We start from the raw sequence: 16,393 nt of genomic DNA on the forward strand, positions 1-16,393 counted from the left end.
GTCACCGGCTGCGGGGGGCCGTCCGGGGCTCGTACGTGATCAGGTCGAGCGGGTCCTCGTGCGGGTACGCGAGGCGGGGCAGGCCCTCGACGACGAGTGCCCCGCGCAGCCAGCCGAGCAGGACCTCGGTGAGGGTGCCGGTGAGCGGCGGCCCCTGACGGTCGTGCCGGGGGAAGACGATCAGCGGCCAGGCGTCGGGGTCGTCGCCCTCGGTGAGCCAGCACAGCTGGTCGCCGTCGATGGAGCTCGCGAAGGGCAGCAGGCCGCCGGGCTCCGGCCAGGCGGCCAGCGGGTGCCGGTCGGGGAAGTTCGCGCGCAGGCCGCGGTAGTTGTCGGTGCACCAGTGGGCCCAGGCCACGAGGTCGTACTCGCCCGTGCCCAGCGGCAGCTTGACGCGCAGCCAGTCGCACCAGACGCCGCCGCCGTACGTCTCCGTCAGCCGGACGTACTCCGCGGGCAGGCGGGTGCCGAGGCGCTCGTGCACCCAGGTCCAGTCCCGTTCCCCGAGGTACGGCTCCGGGGGCGGCGGGACGAGGGCGGTGAGGGTGTCGAGGCCGGTGCCGCCGCCGGTGAACGCGGCGCGCTGCGCCGGGGTCGGCGCCGGGCGGCGGGGCGGCGGCGTCCAGGGCCCCGCGGAGTCGCCGGCGAGGCCGCTGCGGGCGAGGGACCGGGCCAGGCCCTCGTCCACGAGCAGGGCGAGGGCGGGCAGCAGGGTGACGCCGAGGCGGCGCCAGGGGTCGCGGCCGGCGCGCTCGGCGTGCGGGTCGTGGAGGAGGACGGGCCAGGCGTCGGGGTCGTCGCCGGCGGTCGTGTCCCAGAAGAGGGTGCCGGAGGTGCGGGTGGCGCCGAAGGGGAGGACGCCGGGGGCCGTGCGGCGGGACTCCTCGACGAAGTGGCCGTAGTCGAAGCCCTCGCTGTCGCGGGCGTACGGCGTCTGGATCCAGAGCCGTTCGCCGAGGTCGAGGGGGCCGTAGACGTCGGCGATCGCCTTGTAGTCGGCGGGCAGCGGCAGTCCGAGCCACGCCTCGACGGCCGCCCAGTCGACGGGGATCGCGGGCCCTTCGGGCGGGGGCCCGAAGAGCCCGGCGAAGACGGCGACGGCGCCGTCCCGGGACGTCGCGCTCATCGGACCCGTGTCCGGCGCGGCGCGGCGACGCCGAGGACCCGGTCCTTGAGGGCGGGGAACTCCTCGCGGATCGCGGCGGGCTTCGCCGGGTCCAGGACGGCCCGCAGGACCTCCTCGCCGGGTCCGGCCTCCGCGACGATCTCGCCCCACGGGTCGACGACCAGCGAGTGGCCGGCCTGCTCGACGCCCGCGTGGCTGCCGGCGGTGCCGCAGGCGAGGACGTACGCCTGGTTCTCGACGGCCCGGGCCTGGGCGAGGAGCCGCCAGTGGGCGCGGCGGCGGGCGGGCCAGCCGGCGGGGACGACGAACGCCTCGGCGCCGGCGTCGACGAGGCCCCGGAAGAGCTCGGGGAAGCGGAGGTCGTAGCAGGTGCCGACGCCGACGGTGAGGTGCGGCAGGTCGAAGGTGACCAGGTCCTCCCCGGCGGCCATGAGGACGGCCTCGCCCTTGTCGAAGCCGAAGCGGTGGATCTTGCGGTAGGAGGCGGCGAGTTCGCCGTCGGGGGAGAAGACCAGCGAGGTGTTGTGGAGGGCGCCGCCGGCGGCCTCGACGAAGGAGCCGGCGTGCAGCCAGACCTCGGCGTCGCGGGCGGCAGCAGCCATTGACTTGTAGGTGGGGCCGTGGAGGGGTTCGGACTCGGGCTGGAAGAGGTCGGCGGCGAAGGCGCCCACGGGCCACAGTTCGGGGAGGACGACGAGGTCCGCGGCCCCGCGTTCCTCCCGTACGAGGCGGGCCGCGCGGGCCCGCCGGTCGGCGACCGGTTCGTCCGGGTCTACCGCGATCTGGATCAGCGAGGCGCGCACACTACCACCGTCCTGGCGTTGAAGCCGTCAACACCGGCCTACGATCGTCACACGAAAGCACTGCCGGGGTGCTCCCGGGGAGCGTAACTTAGCGTCCGAGCCTCCCATTCCACTGTCGCCCAGTCGTGTTTTCAGCCCGCACCGAAGAACGTCGAGGGGTCCCGTGACCGTCCATCCCAGCCTCCAGAACTACGCCGACGCCTGGACCCATTCCATCGAAGCGATAGCCGAGCTGGTGCAGCCGCTCGTGGAGGGCGAGTGGAACCGGGCGACTCCGTGCCCCGGCTGGTCGGTGCGCGACATCGTGTCCCATGTGATCGGCATGGAGACGGAGATGCTCGGCGACCCGCGGCCGATCCACTCGCTCCCGCGGGACCTGTACCACGTGCGCAGTGACTTCGCCCGGTACATGGAGGTGCAGGTCGACGTCCGGCGGCACCACACGGCGCCGGAGATGACCTCGGAGCTGGAGTACATCCTGATCCGCCGGGCCCGCCAGCTCCGCAACGAGAACCGCTCCCCCGACCACGTCATCCGGGCCCCGCTGGGCGCGGAGCAGACCCTGGAGCAGGGCTACCGGCTGCGGGCCTTCGACACCTGGGTGCACGAGCAGGACCTGCGGACCGCGCTGGGGCGGCCGGGGAACCTGGACTCGCCGGGCGCGACGGTGGTGCGGGACCTCCTCCTGGAGGCGCTGCCGAAGGTGGTCGCGAAGGACGCGGGCGCGCCGGCGGGGTCGGCGGTCGTGGTGGACGTGACCGGGCCGGTGGAGTTCCTGCGGACGGTGCGGGTGGACGCGGAGGGGCGGGGTTCGATCGACGGGGCGCCGTCGCTGGGCCCGGCGGTGACGCTGGCGACGGACTGGGAGACGTACGTGCGTCTGGCCTGCGGCCGGGTCCGGCCGGCCGAGGTGGCCGACCGGGTCAAGACCGAGGGCGACCCGGACCTGGCGGCCGCGATCCTCGATCACTTCGCGGTGACGCCGAACTGAGTCCTACACCGGCACGTGGACGGCCTCCACGCGGCTGGCGACGAGCCGTTCGCGTTCGCGCCGGTGGGTGCGGGACTTGAGGCGGAGGATCTGGGCGACGCCGAGGGCTTCGAGGACGAAGACCGAGGAGAAGGCGATCCGGTAGTCGTCGCCGGTCGCGTCGAGCAGCACGCCGATGGCGAGCAGCGTCGTCATGGAGGCGACGAACCCGCCCATGTTGACGATGCCGGAGGCGGTGCCCTGACGCTCCGGCGGGTTGGCCGGGCGGGCGAAGTCGAAGCCGATCATGGAGGCCGGTCCGCAGGCCCCGAGGACCGCGCAGAGGGTGACGAGCAGCCACATCGGGGCGTGGTCGCCGGGGTACGCGATCGTCGCCGCCCACAGCAGGGCGGTGGCGGCGACCGTGCCGAGGGCGAGCGGGGCGCGGGCGCCGCCGTGGCGGGCGATGATCTGCCCGTACGCGAGGCCGACGGCCATGTTGGAGAGCACGACGAGGGTGAGCAGCTCGCCGGCGGTGCCGCGGGACAGGCCCTGTGCCTCGACAAGGAACGGGAGCCCCCACAGCAGCAGGAAGACCATGGCGGGGAACTGGGTGGTGAAGTGCACCCACAGGCCGAGGCGGGTGCCGGGCTCGCGCCAGGACTCGGCGATCTGCCGGCGGACGTAGGCGGCGCCGGCGTGCTGGACCGGGGTGGGCTCGTACCCCTCCGGGTGGTCCTTGAGGAAGAGCAGCAGCAGGACCAGGACGAGGACGCCGGCGAGGGAGCTGCCGACGAAGGTGGTGGTCCAGCCGAGGCCGTGCAGGGCGCGGGAGAGGACGACGGTCGAGACCAGGTTGCCGGCCATGCCGATGAGGCCGGCGAGCTGGGCGATGAGGGGGCCGCGGCGGGCCGGGAACCAGCGGCCGCCGAGCCGCAGGACGCTGATGAACGTCATGGCGTCGCCGCAGCCGAGGAGGGCGCGGGAGGCCAGCGCCATCGGGTAGGTGGGGGAGAGCGCGAAGCCCAGCTGGCCCAGGGTGAAGAGGACGACGCCGAGGGCGAGGACCTTCTTGGTGCCGAGCCGGTCGACCATGAGGCCGACGGGTATCTGCATGCCGGCGTAGACCAGCAGCTGGAGTATGGAGAAGGTGGAGAGCGCGGAGGCGCCCACGTGGAAGCGGTCGGCGGCGTCGAGTCCGGCGACGCCGAGCGAGGTGCGGAAGATGACGGCGACGAAGTAGACGCCGACGCCGACGCCCCAGACGAGGGCGGCGCGGCGGCCGCCGGGCGGGTCGCCGGGGAGGGTGACGGCGGAGCCGTAGCCGGTGCGGCCGCTCACCGGTCCTCACCCCGGACCAGGCTGCCGACGCGGCCGAGGTGGCGGCGGACGGCGGCGGCGGCGCCCTCCGCGTCGCCGGCGCGCAGGCGGTCGAGGATCTCGGCGTGCTCGGCGATGTTCTGGGCGACCCGGTCGGGGTGGGCCTGCATCACGGCGACGCCCATGCGGAGCTGACGGTCGCGGAGCTGGTCGTAGAGGCGGGCCAGGATCTGGTTGCCGGCGTGCCGGACGATCTCGGCGTGGAAGCAGCGGTCGGTGACGGCGACCTCGCCGAGGTCTCCCTCTCCTGCCTGCCGCTGCTGCTCCTCCAGGAGTTCTTCGAGGCGGGTGAGGAGCGCGGGCGGGGCGGGGACGGCCTTGCGGACGGCGAACTCCTCGACGAGGAGCCGGGTCTCGACGACGTCGGCGATCTCCTGGGCGGAGACGGCGAGGACGAGGGCGCCCTTCTTCGGGTAGAGCTTCAGCAGCCCTTCCATCTCCAGCTTGAGCAGCGCCTCGCGGACGGGGGTGCGGGACACGCCCACGGCCTGGGCCAGCTCCCCCTCGGTGAGCAGGGTCCCGCCCTCGTAACGGCGGTCGAGGACCGCCCGCTTGACGTGGCTGTAGACCCGTTCGGCGGCGGGCGGCTGCTTGAGCGCTGAGGGCATGCGCACAGCATAGATACATCAGGTATGCGTCTGACAGCCGCGTCCGCATCCTGGACTCCTTACAGGCGGAAGTCGTAGTAGTCCGCCCCGCCGACGAGGACCGAGGTGAAGTGGACGGGCAGCCCGTCGGGCCGCCGCGGCACCTCCTGCGAGGTCCGCCGCGTGAACCCGAGCGAGAGGCCGGGGACGTAGGGGTCCTCCCCGTCGGCGTCCCGGGCGTCGAGCCCGGCGAGGAGGTCGTCGGCGGGGGTCGCGAAGACGTCCCGCCCGTCGAGCAGGACGCGGGAGGTACCGCTCCGCCCCTCGCCCGGCCACCACAACTCGACGGCGGTGACCCGGTCGTCCTCCTCCAGCAGCACCTCGACCCCGATCCCGCCGCAGGACGCGGACACCCTCCCCCGGCACGTGCCCGGCCGGACGCGGCTCCGCGCCCCGTCCCAGGGCGCGACGGCGGCCACGGCCTCGTCGAAGGTCATGCCGAGCCGTACGGGCCCGACGCCGTGCGGCGGTTCGAGTCGGAGTTCCATGGCGCACAGCAGAACATCCGGTGGTGGACGGACGCCACCACCGGATGTTTCACGTGAAACACGCCAACCGGACGATCAGGCCCAGGTGATGAGCCTCTTCGGCTGTTCCAGGATCGCGGCCACGTCGGCCAGGAACTTGGAGCCGAGCTCGCCGTCGACCAGGCGGTGGTCGAAGGAGAGCGCCAGCGTCGTGACCTGACGCGGCTTCACCTTGCCCTTGTGGACCCACGGCTGGAGCTTGATCGCGCCGACCGCGAGGATCGCGGACTCGCCGGGGTTGAGGATCGGCGTACCGGTGTCGACGCCGAAGACGCCGACGTTGGTGATGGTGAAGGTGCCGCCCTGCATCGCCGCCGGGGTCGTCTTGCCCTCGCGGGCGGTGGCGACGAGCTCGCTCAGGGACCGCGAGAGCTGGGGCAGGGTCTGGGCGTGCGCGTCCTTGATGTTCGGCACGATCAGACCGCGCGGGGTGGCCGCGGCGATGCCCAGGTTCACGTAGTGCTTGAGGACGATCTCCTGCGCCGCCTCGTCCCAGGCCGCGTTGATCTCCGGGTTGCGCTTGACGGCGACCAGGACGGCCTTGGCGATGAGGAGGAGCGGGTTGACCCGCAGGCCCGCCATGTCCTTGTCGGACTTGAGCTCCTCGACCAGCTTCATCGTGCGCGTGATGTCGAAGGTCACGAACTCGGTGACGTGCGGGGCGGTGAAGGCCGAGCCGACCATCGCCGCCGCCGTGGCCTTGCGGACGCCCTTGATCGGGACCCGGGTCTCCCGCGCGTCGCCGGCGGCGACGGCGACGGGCGCCTGGACCGGGGCGGCGGGAGCGGCGGGGGCCGGAGCCGGGGCCTGCGGGGCGGCCGGCGCCTGGACCGGTGCCGCGGGGGCGGCCGGGGCGGCGGCGCGGTGCACGTCCTCGCGGGTGATGACCCCGTCCGGGCCGGTCGCGACGACCGCCGCCAGGTCCACGCCGAGGTCCTTGGCGAGCTTGCGCACCGGCGGCTTGGCGAGCGGCCTGGGCGCGGCGGTCACGGTGCCGTGCCCGTTCAGCTGCTCGGGGACCACCGCGACGGGCGCGGCGGACGCGGTCTTGCGGGCGCGGCGCTTGGTGGAGCTGGCGGCCACGCCGTAGCCGACGAGGACCGGCTGGCGGCCCTGCGGCTCCTCGGCCTCCGGCGCGGGCGCCGGGGTCTCGACGGGTGCCGGAGCGGCCGCGGCCGGGGCCTCGGCGGGCGCGCCGCCGCCGACGTTCACCGAGATGATGACCTGGCCGACGTCGACCGTGGTGCCCTCGGGGAAGACCAGCTCGTGGACGGTGCCGTCGAAGGGGATCGGCAGCTCGACGGCGGCCTTGGCCGTCTCGACCTCGCAGACGACCTGCCCGTCGGTGACGGTGTCACCGGGCTGGACGTACCACTTGAGGATCTCGGCCTCGGTGAGGCCCTCGCCCACGTCGGGCATCTTGAATTCGCGGATCGTCATGGTCGTGCTCTCCTCAGTACGCCAGCGAGCGGTCGACGGCGTCGAGCACGCGGTCCAGGCCCGGCAGGTACTCCTCCTCCAGGCGCGCCGGCGGGTACGGCGCGTGGTAGCCGCCGACCCGCAGGACGGGGGCCTCCAGGTGGTAGAAGCAGCGCTCGGTGATCCGGGCGGCGATCTCCGCGCCGGAGCCGAAGAACACCGGGGCCTCGTGGACGACGACCAGCCGGCCGGTCTTCTCGACCGAGGTCTGGATGGTGTCGAAGTCGAGCGGGGAGATCGACCGGAGGTCGACGACCTCGACCGACTTGCCCTCCTCGGCGGCGGCCGCGGCCGCCTCCAGGCAGGTCTTCACCATGGGGCCGTACGCGACCAGCGTGAGGTCGGTGCCCTCGCGGGCCACCCGGGCCTTGTGGAGCTCGCCGGGGATGGCCTCGGTGTCGAGCTCGCCCTTGTCCCAGTAGCGGCGCTTGGGCTCGAAGAAGATGACCGGGTCGTCGCTCTGGATGGCCTGCTGGAGCATCCAGTAGGCGTCGGAGGAGTTCGCCGGGGTGACGACCTTGAGGCCCGCGACGTGCGCGAAGAGCGACTCGGGGGACTCGGAGTGGTGCTCGACGGCGCCGATGCCGCCGCCGTAGGGGATGCGGATGACGACCGGCATCTTCACGGTGCCGAGCGAGCGGGCCCGCATCTTCGCCAGCTGGGTGACGATCTGGTCGTACGCCGGGAAGACGAAGCCGTCGAACTGGATCTCCACGACGGGGCGGTAGCCGCGCAGGGCGAGGCCGATCGCGGTGCCGACGATGCCGGACTCGGCGAGCGGGGTGTCGATGACCCGGTCCTCGCCGAAGTCCTTCTGGAGGCCGTCGGTGATGCGGAAGACACCGCCGAGCTTGCCGACGTCGAGGCCCATGACGACGACCTTGGGGTCGGTCTCCAGGGCCTTGCGCAGCGACTCGTTGAGCGCCTTGGCGAGGGGAAGCTTCTGAACAGCCATGATTACTCGGCCTCTCCGTCCGCGAAGGACGCCTGGTAGGCGGCGAACTGCGCGCGCTCCTCGTCGACGAGCGCGTGCCCGTCCGCGTAGGTGTGGTCGAACATCGCCATGTGCTCGGGTACGGGCATGGCGCGGACGACCTCGCGGACGTGCTTGCCGAGGGCCTCGCTCTCGGCCTCCAGCTCCTCGAAGAAGGCCGCGTCGGCGTGGCCCTCGTTCTCCATGTACGCGCGCAGCCGGAGGATCGGGTCCTTCGCCTCCCACGCCTCGCGCTCCGCGTCGCGGCGGTAGCGGGTCGGGTCGTCGGAGGTGGTGTGGGCGGCCATCCGGTAGGTGAACGCCTCGATCAGGGTGGGGCCCTCGCCGCGGCGGGCGCGCTCCAGCGCCGACCGGGTGACGGCCAGGCACGCGAGGACGTCGTTGCCGTCGACGCGGACGCCGGGGAAGCCGAAGCCGCGGGCGCGCTGGTAGAGCGGGACGCGGGTCTGCTTCTCGATGGGCTCGGAGATCGCCCACTGGTTGTTCTGGCAGAAGAAGACGACCGGGGCGTTGTAGACCGCGGAGAAGACGAACGACTCGTTGACGTCGCCCTGGCTGGACGCGCCGTCGCCGAAGTAGGCGAGCACCGCGGAGTCGGCGCCGTCCTTGGCGATGCCCATGGCGTAGCCGGTGGCGTGCAGGGTCTGCGAGCCGAGGACGATCGTGTACAGGTGGAAGTTGTTGCTGTTCGGGTCCCAGCCGCCGTTGTTCACGCCGCGGAACATGCCCAGCAGGTTGGTCGGGTCGACGCCGCGGCACCAGGCCACGCCGTGCTCCCGGTACGTCGGGAAGACGTAGTCGTCGTCGCGCAGGGCCCGGCCGGAGCCGATCTGGGCGGCCTCCTGGCCGAGCAGCGAGGCCCACAGGCCCAGCTCGCCCTGACGCTGCAGGGCGGTCGCCTCGGCGTCGAAGCGACGGGTGAGAACCATGTCGCGGTAGAGACCGCGCAGCTCCTCGGCGCTCAGGTCGATGTCGTAGTCGGGGTGCTGGACGCGCTCGCCCTCGGGCGTCAGCAGCTGAACGAGCTCGGGCTCCCCGGCCGGGGCCTGGTCGGCCTTCTTGGCTCCGGCGCTGGCGCCGGTGGTGCGCTTGGCGCCGCTGCTGCGTCGCGTCGTCTTGCGCGCGGCAGTGCTCTCCACGGTCACGTGCGTGCTCCTCCGTCGGTCCGGCCCCCGGGTTCGCCGGTAAGGCCAGTGCGGCTCTCCGCCTTATCCGTACCCTGCGCACGGGGTGGGTGCGACGCGGCCGGGGTCGGCGTGACAGGTGTCCCGGCGAGCGCCGTCGTAAGGCACGTTACCCATAGCGCGGCATTCCTGCGAAACCCCACTTGACCTGCGATTTTGCTTGGATTTCCAAGTAAATCGAGAAAAGCGGGAGCTCACCCAGGTCAGCGCGCTGAGCAGCGGCCCGACACCGTCGTCGGAACATCCGGCACCGTAACCTGCGTACCCCGGGCACCGGAAGAGCCAATATGTGAGACTGGCTGCGTGCGCGAAGAAGGAAAAATCCGGGTATTTCTGCTGGATGACCATGAAGTCGTCCGGCGCGGCGTCCACGAGTTGCTTTCCGTGGAGGACGACATCGAGGTGGTCGGCGAGGCCGGAACGGCGGCCGACGCCCTGGTCAGGATCCCCGCGACCCGCCCCGACGTGGCGGTGCTCGACGTCCGGCTGCCGGACGGCAGCGGGGTCGAGGTCTGCCGCGAGGTCCGCTCCCAGGACGAGTCGATCAAATGCCTGATGCTCACCTCGTACGCGGACGACGAGGCGCTTTTCGACGCGATCATGGCCGGGGCCTCGGGATACGTCCTCAAGGCCATCCGGGGCAACGAACTGCTGAACGCGGTCCGGGACGTGGCGGCCGGCAAGTCGCTGCTCGACCCGGTGGCGACGGCGCGGGTTCTGGAGCGGCTGCGGGACGGGAACAACCCGAAGGGTGACGACAAGCTCGCCAACCTCACCGAGCAGGAGCGCAGGATCCTCGATCTGATCGGCGAGGGCCTGACCAACCGCGCCATCGGCGAGCGCCTCCACCTGGCGGAGAAGACCATCAAGAACTACGTGTCCAGCCTGCTGTCGAAGCTGGGCATGGAGCGCCGTTCGCAGGCCGCCGCGTACGTGGCGCGCATGCAGGCCGAGCGCCACTGAGCCACCGGGCCCGCCGGGTCCGCGCCGTTCTCCCCGCCGGGTCCGCGCCGTTTTCCCGCCGGCCTCGCCCGAAGGGAGCAGCGCGGGCCCGCCGTCCGTTTTCGGGACCTATGTCCCCGGGGAGTGGGGGCCGGGGCCCCTTTCCCGACGGGGTGCCGGTGGCGGAGAGTGGAACCATGTCCACCGAGGAGATCCGCGCCATCGAACTGCTCGGCCGTGCGTCGTACGGCCGGGTCGCCACGAGCATGCGGGCGATGCCGTTCGTCGCGCCCGCCCGGCACATCGTCTCCGACGGCAGCGTCGTGATCCGCATGCACGAGGGGCTCGGCTACCACCAGGCGTGCAGCGGCAGCGTGGTCGCCTACGGGGCGGACGACCTCGATCCGGTCTCCGGCGTCCTGTGGTCGGTGCAGTTCACCGGCACCGCCGAGATCGTCGAGCCGACCCCGGCCGAGCTGGCCGCCTTCGGCCCGGAACCGAGGAGCGTGGACGGCGAGCCGTTCGTCCCCGTCTACCTGCGGATCGAACCCCAGTTCGTCACGGTGCACAGCATCGACTACGGTTCCGCGGCCGGTTCCGCACCGAGACATCTGCACCACGCAGCGTGATCTAACATCTGCGGAGTGCCGCGCTCATCTGAACATCCCGCTCCTCCGGTCGGCGCCCTGCTGCGTCGCCACCCGCACGCCGGCGAGCCCCTGTCCTGCGTCCCCGTCGCCGAGGGCCTGCTCAACCGCGGCTACCGGCTCTCCACCACCCGCGGCCGCTACTTCCTCAAGCAGCACCTGGACGCCCCCACCGCCGACCGGGCCACCATCACCCGCCAGCACCGCGCCACCCAGCGGCTGCACGCCCTGGGCCTGCCGGTGGCCCCGCCGCTCCCCGACAGCCGCGGCCGCACGGTCGCCGTCATCGACGGCCGCTGCTACGCCCTGCACCCCTGGGTCGAGGGACGGCACCGGGACGGCGCCCAGCTCACCACCGGAGGCTCCCGCCGCCTCGGCGCCCTCCTCGGACGCGTCCACACCACCCTGGACCGGGTCATGGAGCCCCCGCCGGCCGGCGACCGGCACGACAGCGCCCGCCCCGAGGACACCTTCCGCGACATCGCCGAGCTGATCCGGCTCGCCCGCGCCCACCGCCCGTACGGCGGCTTCGACGCGCTCGCCGAGCACCGGCTGCGGGAACGCCGCCGGCTGATCGCCCAGCACGCCCACCGGCGCCCTCCGGCGCCCGCCACGGCCGGCTGGGTGCACGGCGACTTCCACCCGCTGAACCTGCTCTACCGGGGCGCCGAACCGGCCGCGATCGTCGACTGGGACCGCCTCGGGGTCCGCCCCCGGGCCGAGGAGGCCGTGCGGGCCGCCGCGATCTTCTTCGTACGGCCGGGGGGCGAGCTGGACCTGGAGAAGGTGCGGGCCTACGCGCGCGCGTACCGGCGGGCGACCGGCGCCGACGGCACGGAGCTGGCGGCGGCGGTGCACCGGGTGTGGTGGGAGCGGCTGAACGACTTCTGGACGCTGCGCTGGCGCTACCAGCTGCACGACCGCAGGGCCGACCCGCAGTTCCCCGCGGTGTCGGCCCTGGCCGTGTGGTGGACGAGGGAGTACGACGCCGTCCGCGACGCCTTCTCCGACTGAGACGCCCTTACGGGGTCGTGGCGCCGGCGTCTCCGCCGCCCGAGTCGTCGGTGGGCGGCGTGTTGGGGTCGCCGTTGCCGCCGCCGGTCGGGTCGGTCTGGCCGCCGGCGTCGCCGCCGTCCGTGGGCTGGCCCGTCGGCTCCTCGGTGGCCGTCGGCTCCGTGGTCGGCTCGCCGGTCTCCGTCGGCTCGGTGGTCGGCTCCTCGGTGGGCGTCGGCTCCGTGGTCGGCGGCGTCGTCGTCGGGGCCGTCGTCGGGGCCGTCGTCGGGTCCGGGTTCCACGGCTGCTGCGTGGTGCCGCCGTCGCCGCCGCCGCTGGTGTCGCTCGGCTGGTCGGTGTGCGGGTCCTCGGACGGCTCCTCGGACGGGGTGGGCTCCTCGGAGGCCGTGGACGGCGACTGCGACACCGTCGTCGGCGTCGTGACCGGGTTCTTCCCCTTCTCGCCGCCGCCCGCCATCTTCACCGCGAAGACGACGCCGGCGACGATCGCGACCACCGCGAGCGCGGCGAACAGCACCATCCTGTTCCGCCGGCCCCGGCCGTCGTCAGCACCGCCGTAGCCGCCGTTCTGGCCGTAGCCGCCGGTGCCGCCCGTGCCGTCGTCGTAGCCGTTGTAGCCGCTGTAACCGCCGTCGTCGGGGTTGGGCAGCGGGACGATCCGGCCCTGCGCGGTCTCGCCGAGCGGCGGGTGGCCCATGGCCGTCGTCGCCGCCATGCCGTTCACGGGCGTGTGCCCGCCGTCGTGGACGGTCACCGGGCCGGTGTTCCAGGTGCCGGTGTGACCGCCCTGCTGCTGGAGCATCTCCAGGCTGTACTGGATCAGCCCGCGCATCTCCTCGGCGCTCTGGAACCGGTCGTCCGGCTCCTTCGCGAGCGAGCGCATCACCAGGCCGTCCAGCTCCGGCGGCGTCGAGCCACGGACCTCGGACGGCGGGACCGGGATGTCCTGCACGTGCTGGTAGACCACCGACAGCGGCGTCTCGCCGGTGAAGGGGGGCCGCAGCGCGAGGAGTTCGTAGAGCAGGCAGCCCGTCGCGTACAGGTCGGAGCGGTGGTCGACGGCCTTGCCGAGCGCCTGCTCCGGGGAGAGGTACTGCGGGGTGCCCATGACCATGCCGGTCTGCGTCATCGTCGCCTGCGCCCCGTGCAGCGCGCGGGCGATGCCGAAGTCCATGACCTTCACGGCGCCGGTGTTCGTGATGATCACGTTGGCCGGCTTGATGTCGCGGTGCACGATGCCGTGCTGGTGCGAGTAGGCCAGCGCCTCCAGGACGCCGGAGACGATCACCAGGGCCTGCTCGGGCCCCGGGGCCTCCGCGCTGACCAGCAGGTCGCGGATGGTGCGGCCCTCGACGAGCTCCATCACGATGTACGGCACCGGGCGGCCGTCGACGATGTCCTCGCCGGAGTCGTACACCGCCACGATCGCGTGGTGGTTGAGGCCGGCGACCGACTGCGCCTCGCGCGTGAACCGGGCCTTGGAGACCGGGTCCTCGGCGAGGTCGGAGCGGAGCAGCTTGACCGCGACGGTGCGGCCGAGGCGCACGTCCTCGGCCGCGAAGACCTCGGCCATGCCGCCGCGGCCCAGACGGTGCGTCAGACGGTAGCGGCCGTCGCCGACGACGCGGCCGACTCCCCATGACTCCGCGGCAGCGCCGGGCACACCGCCACCTGCGTCGGATCCGGGTTCCATGAGTCCTCGCCGTCGTCTGTCCGTGCCGTGGGTCAGTCGTCACGCTACAGGCTTCGTGCGACATCACGGTTCGCGATGACCGGCCATCCAACCCTTCTCGTGTACGCCTGTGCAAATTCCGCGGGTTTCGCCCGGCCCCCGCCCGGCTCCACCGGTACGGAGGGTCACGGAACGGGCACCCGGCTTGACGTGTCAGGGGCCTCGGGCAGACTTGGCCCAGAAAATCGGCGGGATATCGAGGTCCGGCCGCAGACGACGGACCGACGCCTCGGGGCGCAGGGGGACAGCAGACATGAGCCACGACGGCGCTCAGGGCGGCCGCTACGCGGGCGGTTCGGTCGCGAACGGCCGCTACCAGCTGCGCGACCTCCTCGGCGAGGGCGGTATGGCCTCGGTCTACCTCGCGTACGACAGCGCGCTGGACCGGCAGGTCGCCATCAAGACGCTGCACACCGAGCTGGGCCGCGAGGCGTCCTTCCGCGAGCGGTTCCGCCGCGAGGCGCAGGCCGTGGCGAAGCTCTCGCACACCAACATCGTCTCGGTCTTCGACACCGGCGAGGACACCCTCGACGGCGGGCTGATGCCGTACATCGTGATGGAGTACGTGGAGGGGCAGCCGCTCGGCTCGGTGCTCGCCTCCGACGTCCACCAGTACGGGGCGATGCCCGCCGACAAGGCGCTGAAGGTGACGGCGGACGTGCTCGCCGCCCTGGAGGTCAGCCACGAGATGGGGCTGGTCCACCGCGACATCAAGCCCGGCAACGTGATGATGACCAAGCGCGGCGTCGTGAAGGTCATGGACTTCGGCATCGCCCGCGCCATGCAGTCCGGCGTGACCTCCATGACCCAGACCGGCATGGTCGTCGGCACCCCGCAGTACCTCTCCCCCGAGCAGGCCCTGGGCCGGGCGGTGGACGCCCGCTCCGACCTTTATTCGGTCGGCATCATGCTCTTTCAGCTGCTGACGGGCCGACTCCCCTTCGACGCGGACTCCCCGCTCGCCATCGCCTACGCGCACGTGCAGGAGGAGCCGGTCGCCCCGTCCTCCGTCAACCGGTCGGTGACGCCCGCGATGGACGCGCTGGTCGCCCGGGCGCTGCGGAAGAACCCGAACGAGCGGTTCCCCAGCGCCGCCGCGATGCGCGACGAGTGCCTGCGGGTCCTCGCGGCCGGCCAGTCCGCCGCCCCGGTGATCGTCGCCGGCGGCCCGGTGAACAGCGGCTCGGGCGTCGGCTCGGCCGTCTTCCCGCCGGTCGGCCAGACCCCGCCGCCGCACGCGCCGCAGGTGCAGCAGCCCTACCCGGCGCACACCCCGCAGCCCGGTCCCTACGGACCGCCGACGCCGGCCCCCACGCCGGCGCCCGGCCCCGCGTACGGCTACCCGCAGCAGGCGCCCACGCCGGCCCCCGGCTACCCGACCCCGCAGCCCGTCTCCTACGCGCCCACCCCGGCCCCGGCCCCCTCCGCCGCCCCGCGCCGGAACATGCCGGTGATCGTCGGCGCGGTCCTCGTCGCGCTGATCGCCGTCGGCGGCGTGATCGCCGCCGTCAACATGAAGGACAAGGAGACCGGCGGCGCCACCGGCGCCACCGGCACGGCCGGCGCCACCACCGGCGGGGAGCAGACCCAGACCGACGGCCCCGGCCACAAGGGCCCGGACCTGTCGAAGACCATCGAGACGAAGGAGTGCACCGAGCCTCGGGAGTCGAGCGACGACCCCGCGAAGTTCGAGGCGCCCGACTTCACCTACAAGAACCTCACCTCGGTGAAGGACTGCCTGCACGCCGCCGGGTGGAAGATCAAGAAGCAGACCCCGGTGGACGAGAACACCTACGGCGAGGACACGATCCTCGCCCAGTACCCGCCGGCCGGCACGGACATCAGCGACGCCGACGCCGAGTTCACCCTGGAGATCTCCACCGGCAACCCCCAGAAGTAGCCGCCCCGGATGCCGGGGTCGCCCCGCCATGTGACGCTGAGTCGGACACCTCGGCGGCACGGCAGGGGAGGGATTCCCGGTGACTCCCACACGCGGCGGGACCGGCAGACGCGGCAGCGGCGGCAGTAGTGGCGGACACCGCCGCGTACGGGCGCGGACACGGGCGGCACGGGCCGCCCGGTCCCTCCCCGGCCTCCGGAGAACCGCCCTCGGACCCGCGCTGGCCTGCGCCTTCACCCTGTACGGGATCTCCGGCGCGGCCCTCGCCGAAGCCGCCGAGCCCCCCGCGGGACCCGCCGCCGGCGCCTCCGGAACCCCCGCCGGGCGCGCCGCCGCCCCCGCGCACGGCCCCACCGCCGGACCCGCGCACGGCCCCGCCGCGGCCACCACCACCGCCCCGGCCACGCCGTCCACCGGCACCCCCGCCTCCACCCCCGCCGCGACCGGCGGAACGGGCACGCCCCCCGGATCCGGCGCCACCAGCCGACCGCCCACGCCCACCGGCACGCCCACCGGCACCGGCACGAGCACCGGCCCCGGCACCACCGCGCCCGTCAGCCCCTCCCTCCGCACCCCCGGCGCCCCCACCGACCCCGCCGGGTCCGGCGCCCCCCGCCCCGGGAAGCCGGCCGCCGCCACCAGCGACGCCCCCACGCCCACCGGCTCCCCCTCCCTCGCCGGGCGGCCCGCCGCGGAGGGACGCACCCGGCCCGGCCGCCCCGAACCGGACCCCGCCGGCAGCGACGCCTCCGCCGACCCCTCACGTGACAGAACCGCTACAGAATCCACCGCCGACCGCCTCCCCGAGGAGGAGGCCGCGGTACCCGAGGAGGAGTCCACGGTCCGCCCGGCACCGGCCCGCGCCAGCCGCCCCGCCGCCGCCCCCCAGCTCACCGTCCGGAACGGCGCCACCGCCTCCGACCAGCCCGTTCCCCTGCTCACCCTCGGTGTGGGGCTCACCCTGATGGGCCTCGGCCTCGGCTTCCTCGGCCTCCGGCTGCGCCGCCGCTGACCCCCCTCCCGGCCCCGCCCGGTCCCCCCTGAGGCG

Annotated in this window: 15 protein-coding genes; 6 read left to right on the forward strand and 9 right to left on the reverse strand. The window is 73.5% G+C overall.

Going from position 1 to position 16,393, the window contains the following annotated elements:
- Window position 1: 1 nt before the first annotated feature.
- Together ABFY03_RS18475 and ABFY03_RS18480 are read right to left on the reverse strand one after the other, a co-directional pair.
- Window positions 2-1,126: an SMI1/KNR4 family protein gene (locus tag ABFY03_RS18475; protein WP_319011464.1), complete on the reverse strand. Its 1,125-nt coding sequence runs from the start codon at window positions 1,124-1,126 to the stop codon at window positions 2-4.
- Window positions 1,123-1,929 carry a carbon-nitrogen family hydrolase gene (locus ABFY03_RS18480; RefSeq protein WP_319011465.1) on the reverse strand — a complete coding sequence of 269 codons (807 nt, stop codon included), beginning with the start codon at window positions 1,927-1,929 and terminating at the stop codon, window positions 1,123-1,125. The genes ABFY03_RS18475 and ABFY03_RS18480 overlap by 4 nt, the downstream gene beginning before the upstream one ends.
- Before the next feature lie 163 nt (window positions 1,930-2,092).
- Between ABFY03_RS18480 and ABFY03_RS18485 the strand changes: the two genes are divergently transcribed.
- On the forward strand, window positions 2,093-2,920 hold the full coding sequence (locus ABFY03_RS18485) for a maleylpyruvate isomerase family mycothiol-dependent enzyme (protein WP_319011466.1): 828 nt from the start codon (window positions 2,093-2,095) through the stop codon (window positions 2,918-2,920).
- 3 nt (window positions 2,921-2,923) lie between these two features.
- Here the strand turns inward: ABFY03_RS18485 and ABFY03_RS18490 are convergent, their stop codons facing one another.
- The 6 genes from ABFY03_RS18490 to pdhA form a co-directional block, all read right to left on the reverse strand.
- Complete coding sequence (locus ABFY03_RS18490) at window positions 2,924-4,240, reverse strand: MFS transporter (protein ID WP_346170400.1); 1,317 nt, start codon at window positions 4,238-4,240, stop codon at window positions 2,924-2,926.
- On the reverse strand, window positions 4,237-4,887 hold the full coding sequence (locus ABFY03_RS18495) for a GntR family transcriptional regulator (RefSeq protein WP_319011468.1): 651 nt from the start codon (window positions 4,885-4,887) through the stop codon (window positions 4,237-4,239). The genes ABFY03_RS18490 and ABFY03_RS18495 overlap by 4 nt, the downstream gene beginning before the upstream one ends.
- A 59-nt stretch (window positions 4,888-4,946) precedes the next feature.
- Complete coding sequence (locus ABFY03_RS18500; protein ID WP_346170401.1) at window positions 4,947-5,414, reverse strand: hypothetical protein; 468 nt, start codon at window positions 5,412-5,414, stop codon at window positions 4,947-4,949.
- A 75-nt stretch (window positions 5,415-5,489) separates the two neighbouring features.
- On the reverse strand, window positions 5,490-6,893 hold the full coding sequence (locus tag ABFY03_RS18505; protein WP_319011470.1) for a dihydrolipoamide acetyltransferase family protein: 1,404 nt from the start codon (window positions 6,891-6,893) through the stop codon (window positions 5,490-5,492).
- A 13-nt stretch (window positions 6,894-6,906) separates the two neighbouring features.
- Window positions 6,907-7,887: an alpha-ketoacid dehydrogenase subunit beta gene (locus ABFY03_RS18510; protein ID WP_319011471.1), complete on the reverse strand. Its 981-nt coding sequence runs from the start codon at window positions 7,885-7,887 to the stop codon at window positions 6,907-6,909.
- A gap of 2 nt (window positions 7,888-7,889) precedes the next feature.
- A complete protein-coding gene (gene pdhA, locus ABFY03_RS18515; protein WP_319011472.1) occupies window positions 7,890-9,071 on the reverse strand; it encodes a pyruvate dehydrogenase (acetyl-transferring) E1 component subunit alpha in 1,182 nt (393 codons plus the stop codon).
- A gap of 342 nt (window positions 9,072-9,413) precedes the next feature.
- On the opposite strand from pdhA, the gene ABFY03_RS18520 reads away from it, so the two are divergent.
- From ABFY03_RS18520 to ABFY03_RS18530, 3 genes are all read left to right on the forward strand, one after another.
- Window positions 9,414-10,073 (forward strand): response regulator transcription factor, encoded by a 660-nt coding sequence (locus tag ABFY03_RS18520; protein ID WP_319011473.1) that lies wholly within the window; start codon window positions 9,414-9,416, stop codon window positions 10,071-10,073.
- Between the two features lie 176 nt (window positions 10,074-10,249).
- Window positions 10,250-10,681 (forward strand): pyridoxamine 5'-phosphate oxidase family protein, encoded by a 432-nt coding sequence (locus tag ABFY03_RS18525; RefSeq protein ID WP_319011474.1) that lies wholly within the window; start codon window positions 10,250-10,252, stop codon window positions 10,679-10,681.
- Window positions 10,682-10,696: 15 nt separating this feature from the next.
- Entirely contained in the window at window positions 10,697-11,713 is a 1,017-nt protein-coding gene (locus ABFY03_RS18530; RefSeq protein WP_319011475.1) for a phosphotransferase, read from the forward strand.
- Between the two features lie 7 nt (window positions 11,714-11,720).
- On the opposite strand, the gene ABFY03_RS18535 is transcribed toward ABFY03_RS18530, so the two are convergent.
- Window positions 11,721-13,406 carry a protein kinase domain-containing protein gene (locus tag ABFY03_RS18535; RefSeq protein WP_319011476.1) on the reverse strand — a complete coding sequence of 562 codons (1,686 nt, stop codon included), beginning with the start codon at window positions 13,404-13,406 and terminating at the stop codon, window positions 11,721-11,723.
- Window positions 13,407-13,698: 292 nt separating this feature from the next.
- Here ABFY03_RS18535 and ABFY03_RS18540 point away from each other — a divergent pair, with 292 nt between their 5' ends.
- Both ABFY03_RS18540 and ABFY03_RS18545 read left to right on the forward strand, forming a co-directional pair.
- Window positions 13,699-15,345, forward strand: coding sequence for a protein kinase domain-containing protein (locus ABFY03_RS18540; RefSeq protein ID WP_346170402.1), 1,647 nt, complete (start codon window positions 13,699-13,701; stop codon window positions 15,343-15,345).
- A gap of 79 nt (window positions 15,346-15,424) precedes the next feature.
- Complete coding sequence (locus ABFY03_RS18545; RefSeq protein ID WP_319011478.1) at window positions 15,425-16,357, forward strand: hypothetical protein; 933 nt, start codon at window positions 15,425-15,427, stop codon at window positions 16,355-16,357.
- Window positions 16,358-16,393 lie beyond the last annotated feature (36 nt).

Source organism: Streptomyces roseofulvus, from assembly GCF_039534915.1.
In the GTDB taxonomy this organism is placed as follows: Bacteria; Actinomycetota; Actinomycetes; order Streptomycetales; family Streptomycetaceae; genus Streptomyces; species Streptomyces roseofulvus.